The 5,952-nt window shown below is 70.3% G+C and carries 5 protein-coding genes and 1 pseudogene; 4 read left to right on the forward strand and 2 right to left on the reverse strand.

The window, feature by feature from the left end:
- A pseudogene (locus DPV74_RS38275) lies at positions 1-299 on the forward strand (MFS transporter); the annotation flags it as partial.
- Positions 300-407: 108 nt separating this feature from the next.
- Here the strand turns inward: DPV74_RS38275 and DPV74_RS38280 are convergent.
- Complete coding sequence (locus DPV74_RS38280) at positions 408-836, reverse strand: pyridoxamine 5'-phosphate oxidase family protein (protein ID WP_240440098.1); 429 nt, start codon at positions 834-836, stop codon at positions 408-410.
- 320 nt (positions 837-1,156) lie between these two features.
- Between DPV74_RS38280 and DPV74_RS38285 the strand changes: the two genes are divergently transcribed.
- From DPV74_RS38285 to DPV74_RS38295, 3 genes are all read left to right on the forward strand, one after another.
- A complete protein-coding gene (locus tag DPV74_RS38285) occupies positions 1,157-2,683 on the forward strand; it encodes an aldehyde dehydrogenase family protein (RefSeq protein WP_021163584.1) in 1,527 nt (508 codons plus the stop codon).
- Between the two features lie 353 nt (positions 2,684-3,036).
- Positions 3,037-3,582 (forward strand): hypothetical protein, encoded by a 546-nt coding sequence (locus DPV74_RS38290; RefSeq protein ID WP_059687892.1) that lies wholly within the window; start codon positions 3,037-3,039, stop codon positions 3,580-3,582.
- A gap of 205 nt (positions 3,583-3,787) precedes the next feature.
- A complete protein-coding gene (locus tag DPV74_RS38295; RefSeq protein ID WP_027788682.1) occupies positions 3,788-4,819 on the forward strand; it encodes a helix-turn-helix domain-containing protein in 1,032 nt (343 codons plus the stop codon).
- A 120-nt stretch (positions 4,820-4,939) separates the two neighbouring features.
- Here the strand turns inward: DPV74_RS38295 and DPV74_RS38300 are convergent.
- Positions 4,940-5,952, reverse strand: a 1,013-nt coding sequence (locus tag DPV74_RS38300; protein ID WP_119339071.1) for an ADP-heptose--LPS heptosyltransferase, incomplete at its 5' end; no start/stop codon positions are given.

Here is a 5,952-nt window from a genome sequence, read left to right on the forward strand (position 1 = left end):
CGCCCGAGGCGACGCTGCGTGCGGCCGCGCGGCTCGCGACCGGCGATCTCGCGGGCGCGGCGGCTGCATTGCCGGGTGTCGGCCAGGCGGCGCTGCTCGCGAGTTACGCGCATGCATTCGACCGGTTGCTGATCGGGCTGGCGGTCGTCACCGTGTTGTGTGCGGTGGTGGTGTTCGTGTTTCTCGGCGGGCGGCGGGTGGCTGCCGAAGCGGGCGACGGCACCGACGGGCACGCCCATACCGACGTGCCGGTGCGCAGCCGGATCGATGCGGCCTGCACGGAAACGCACGGGCGTTGAGCGGCGTATCGCCATGCACGGGCGCGTCGGCCACGGCAGCCGGAGCGCCGCGTCGTTTCATCGTCGTTTGCATCGCAAGTCGACGATTCTTTCAGTGCATCACGTGAATCACGCCAGCACCAGCGGCGGCAGCGCCACATCCGCGCGCGCCTGCGCCCGTTCCACTTCAACCACCACATAGCGCCGCGCGTCCGGCCACAGGTGGGCATGGCCTTGCGCATCCTCGTCGATCGCCGCGTGGCCCTGCACGAGCCAGGTCGTCTGGCGCACGAAATCGATGAACAGCAGCGCGACGGCCGGATTCACGAGCAGGTTGCCGATCGTGTTGAACAGGTTGTTGCCCGCGAAGTCGGGCAGCACGAGCGTGCGGCGGTCGGGGATGTCGACGAGCGGCTCGAACGAGCCGTCGGCACGCGGCTGGCGGCCGCGGTACGAGCAGTCGCTGTTGCCGCCTTCGTCGGCGGTCGCGACGATCAGGAACGCCTGCTCGCGGATGAACGCGATGGCGTCGTCGGTCAGGGGGCCGCGGTCGTTCATGGTGTCGGTCGGCGCACTCGCCGTTGCATGGGAATGCACGATGCGTACGCAAGCGACATGCCACGCGTCGCGGCCGGCGTCCGCCTGCAGGCGCGCCCGCGCACTGTGGAAATTTCGCACACCGGCCCGGCTGCTGCGCAATCGCGCTGTTCAGAATGGGTACACCCGCCGTGCTGCGTGGGTGAACACGGCACGGTGCGTACGCGGGCCGGCCGTGGTCGCCGTGCTTCCGTCCGGTTTGGCACGCATGTTGCGTAAACGGATGCAGCGCGATCCAACCGGCGCTGTACGCACACAAGCACGATGAACAGGAGACATGTATGAACCCGTTTGACCTGAAGCAACTGGGCCTCGACGTCGAATACCCGTACCGTCAGCAATACGACAACTACATCGGCGGCAAGTGGGTTCCGCCGGTGAAAGGCGAGTATTTCGAGAACGTGTCGCCGATCAACGGCCAGCCGTTCTGCCGCATTCCGCGCTCGGGCGCCGACGACATCGAGCTGGCGCTCGACGCCGCGCATGCCGCGCGCCGCAAGTGGGGCAAGACGTCCGTGGCCGAGCGCGCGAACCTGCTGCTCGCCGCCGCCGACCGGATGGAAAAGAACCTGAAGCTGCTGGCGGTGGCCGAGACGATCGACAACGGCAAGCCGCTGCGCGAGACGATGGCGGCCGACCTGCCGCTCGCGATCGACCACTTCCGCTACTTCGCGGGCTGCATCCGCGCGCAGGAAGGCGGCATCTCCGAGATCGACGACAACACCGTCGCATACCACTTCCACGAGCCGCTCGGTGTCGTCGGCCAGATCATCCCGTGGAACTTCCCGCTGCTGATGGCCGCATGGAAGCTCGCGCCGGCGCTCGCGGCCGGCTGCTGCGTCGTGATGAAGCCCGCCGAGCAGACGCCCGCGTCGGTGCTCGTGCTGATGGAGCTGATCGGCGACCTGTTCCCGGCCGGCACGATCAACATCGTCAACGGCTTCGGCAAGGAAGCGGGCGAAGCGCTCGCGACCAGCAAGCGGATCGCGAAGATCGCGTTCACGGGCTCGACGCCGGTCGGCAAGCACATCCTGCGCGCGGCGGCCGACAGCCTGATCCCGTCGACGGTCGAACTGGGCGGCAAGAGCCCGAACATCTTCTTCGCCGACGTGCTCGACCAGGACGACGCGTTCCTCGACAAGGCGCTCGAAGGGCTCGCGATGTTCGCGCTGAACCAGGGCGAGGTGTGCACGTGCCCGTCGCGGATCCTGATCCAGGAATCGATCTACGAGAAGTTCATCGAGAAGGCGGTCGCGCGCGTCGAGCGCATCAAGGCCGGCCACCCGCTCGACCTGCAGACGATGATCGGTGCGCAGGCGTCGCAGCAGCAGCTCGACAAGATCCTGTCGTACATCGACATCGGCCGCGGCGAAGGCGCGCAATGCCTGACGGGCGGCGAACGCACGGCGCCGGCCGCCGGCCTCGACACGGGCTACTACGTGAAGCCGACGATGCTGCTCGGCAACAACAAGATGCGCGTGTTCCAGGAAGAGATCTTCGGGCCGGTCGCGTCGGTGATGACGTTCAAGGACGAGCAGGAGGCGATCGAACTCGCGAACGACACGTTCTACGGGCTCGGCGCGGGTGTGTGGACGCGCAACGGCACGCGGGCGTACCGGATGGGCCGCGAGGTCGAGGCCGGCCGCGTGTGGACCAACTGCTACCACCTGTACCCCGCGCACGCGGCGTTCGGCGGCTACAAGCAGTCGGGGATCGGCCGCGAGACGCACAAGATGGCGCTGTCGAACTATCAGCAGACGAAGTGCCTGCTGGTCAGCTACCAAGCCGAGGCGCTCGGGTTCTTCTGACCCGGGGCGTCGACGCAGTGGCGGGGCGCCGGGATCGGCCGGCCGGCAGGGCAGCGCCGGCCGGGACGATCGCCGGGGTTCGTTGGTGGGGCGCGCGGGCTGCGTTCAATGTTCGATGGCCGGGTGACGTTTGCCCGTCCGTCGGGCGTTGCACATGCGGGTGCGATGCGGCGGCTACCGGCTATCGGCTGGTGGCCGTCGGCCCACCCGGCCACCCGGCACTTCGCCATTTTCGACTTCGACATCCGACCCCCGGCGCCGGCCGAGCATCGTCGCGGCCGGCGCCGGAAACGATACCGGCCGTCGTGTCGTCGCTGCGGCAGGGCGCGCCGATGCGTGTAACGAAAACCAGCATGGCAGAACTGCCCCGATCCTTTCCGCGTCACCCGGTGTTCCATGCGGGCGAACTCGACGCGCAGCACCGCTTCGGCGTGGCCGACGAAGCCGAGCGGATGAGCGACGTGGTGACGACACGCGTGAGCATCGGCGTGCGGCAGTTCGTCGAATCTCAGCCGTTCATGTTCATCGCCACCGCAGGCGGCTCGCGCACATCCGTGAGCTGCGACATCGTGCCGGGCATGCGCGATGCGAACGGCGATCTGCTGCCGGTCGTCCGCGTGATCGACACGAAGACGCTGCGGTTCGCGTTGCCCGCCGCCCCCGGCGCCGGGGGCCGGATCGATGCGGCGGCATGCGACGGCAGCGGCGTCGGGTTGCTGTTCGTCGACTTCGTGCGCGGCATCCGCTACCGGATCAACGGTCGCGCGACGCTGCGCGCCGATTTGCCCGAAGCCGACGCGGCGCCCTGGCCGGCCGGAAGCGCGATCGTCGAGCTGGCGGTCGCGCAGGCGTATGGCAATTGCGGCACGCGGGTCGTCCGGCTGAAGCCGGCCGGGTAGCCGGGATTCGGTAGCCGGCGGCGGTCGAGATGCGCGGTCGTCGCGCGGATCGCACCGGCGGCGTGCGCGCCACGCCGCCTTCGGGTGCGCCCGGATGGCGCGCAACGGCCGGGCAACGTGGAATGACGGGCCGTGCGCCGAACCGCGCGGTTCGGCACGGGACTTGCGTGACAGACGCGGTTCCGGGCAGGTGAGGGAGGACACGATGGACCAACACGTGGCGTATAGCGAAGAACCGACGGCCGAAGACACGCGGCGCAACGCGCAGGGCGACGATGCGCTGGCCGGGCAGGCGGTCGTCAGCGTTGCGCACGACGCCGACGAGCAGGCGCGCAACCTGATCGGCTGGCGGCAGACCTACGACCAGCTCGCGGCCGGCCGTTTCGTCGGCACGCTGACCGAGCTGCCGCTCGACACGATGAAACTGTTTCGGGAATCGACGAGCCACCTGCTGCGCCAGGCATGCGAGGTGCGCGGCGATGCGTACTGGTTCGGCATCCCGCTCGTGAGCGACGGCACCGCGCGCGTCGATGCGTGCCGCATCGGGCCCGGCGCGCTCGCGTTCCGGCCCGGCAACGTCGAATTCGAACTGGTGACGCCCGCGCAGTTCTCGATCTACGGGATCGTCGTGCGCGGCGACGTGCTGCGCCGTTATGCGGAGGAGGTCGAACACCGCGCACTCGACGAGCGGCTGTTCACGCAGCGCGTGATGCAGGTCGGCGATGCGCGGCTCGCGCGCCTGTGCGCGCTGCTCGGCCGCCGGCTCGACGGGGCGGTGGCGATGGCCGGCCCGCTGGCCGATGCGCAGCGCGACGACCTGCAGGCCGAGGTGCTGGCCGCGCTGTTCGACGTGTGCGCGCAACCGGCCGACGATGATGCCGGCCGCGCGCCGTCGATGCGCCGCTGGATCGTCGAACAGGCGCGCGACTACGTGCTCGCGCATCGCACGCGCCCGGTCGGCGTGCCCGAACTGTGCGAGCAGTTGCACGTGAGCCGGCGCACGCTGCAGTACTGCTTCCAGGACGTGCTCGGCATGGCGCCCGCCACCTACCTGCGCACGCTGCGGCTGAACGGCGCGCGGCGCGACCTGTGCGGCCGCGCGGCCGGTTCGGTGCAGGACGTTGCGGAGGCGTGGGGCTTCTGGCATCTCAGCCAGTTCGCGACCGATTACCGGCGGCTGTTCGGCAAGCGGCCGTCGGAGACGCTGCGCGATCGCGCGGTGATGGTGGCGGGGTGAGCGCGGGGCAGCAGTCGGGGTGAGTCTGGCTCGGACTCAGGCTCAGGCTCAGGCTCAGGCTCAGGCTCAGGCTCAGGCTCAGGCTCAGGCTCAGGCTCAGGCTCAGGCGGCGCGGGCACGCTATTGCGCTTTCGGCCACGCAGCGGATGCTGGCGTCCGGTTTTCCGGTGCGGCGGTCGCCGCGGCTTTGCGCGGCGCGGGCCAAGCCAGCGCGTCCCAGTCGATCGCCCGGTAAGCGGCCTCGACCGCCGCGAGATCGGCCGGCCGCTCGCTGCGATGCAGCCCGCGCAATTCGGCCGGCACGTCGAGCGCGACCGGCACGCAATGCGGATAGTCGCGCACGCGCAGCGCCGGCCCGATCGTCGTGAAGCACGCGAGCGTCGGCACGTCGAAACCGTCGGCGAGGTGCAGCGCGGCCGTGTCGGGCGCGAACAGCAGGCTGGCGCCCTTGACCCATGCGATGAACCGGGCCGTATCGCCTGCCGCATCGGCGCTCACGTCGACATACGCGGGATGCGCGACCGGCCCGAACCCGGCCACCGGCAATCCGTAGCGCCGGGCCAGCTGTTCGACGAACGTTGCCCGGAGGGCAGGCGGCACGCTGCGCAACGCGGTGCTCGCGTTCGGACAGAACAGCACGTACGGACGCTGCCATTGCGCGGGCAACGCGGGCAACGGCAGCCGCGCGAGCCAGCGGTTGCGCCTGGCCGACGCCGGCACCGAGGCAGGCTCCACGCCGAGCGCGTCGAGGAAGAAATCGATCATCGGCAACCGCGCGAACGCGGGCCAGTACAGGTGATTGCCGACGTCGATGCACGGCGCGTCCGCCGGCAGCGCGTCGGCGGGGTACGGCAGCGCGCGCGACGGCGCGACGATGTCGGCCGCGAGCGCATACAGCGCATCGACGTAGCGCGGCGCGCGGGCAGGCCGGTACAGCGTGAAGCCCAGGCCCGGGTGCGCTGCGCGCAGCGCGGCGAGGGCGGTGAGCCCGATCACCGAATCGCCGAGCGTGACCCCCATTCCGTTGATCACATGCACCTGCCGCGCGCGGCCATAGTCGAGCCGGAACGGCCGGTGTGCGGCGTGCAGCAAGCCGCGCGCGGGCGCGGCCGCCACGTGGCCGGCGGCACGCG

This window comes from Burkholderia sp. HAN2018 (assembly GCF_024704855.1).
GTDB classification, from domain to species: Bacteria; Pseudomonadota; Gammaproteobacteria; order Burkholderiales; family Burkholderiaceae; genus Burkholderia; species Burkholderia cepacia.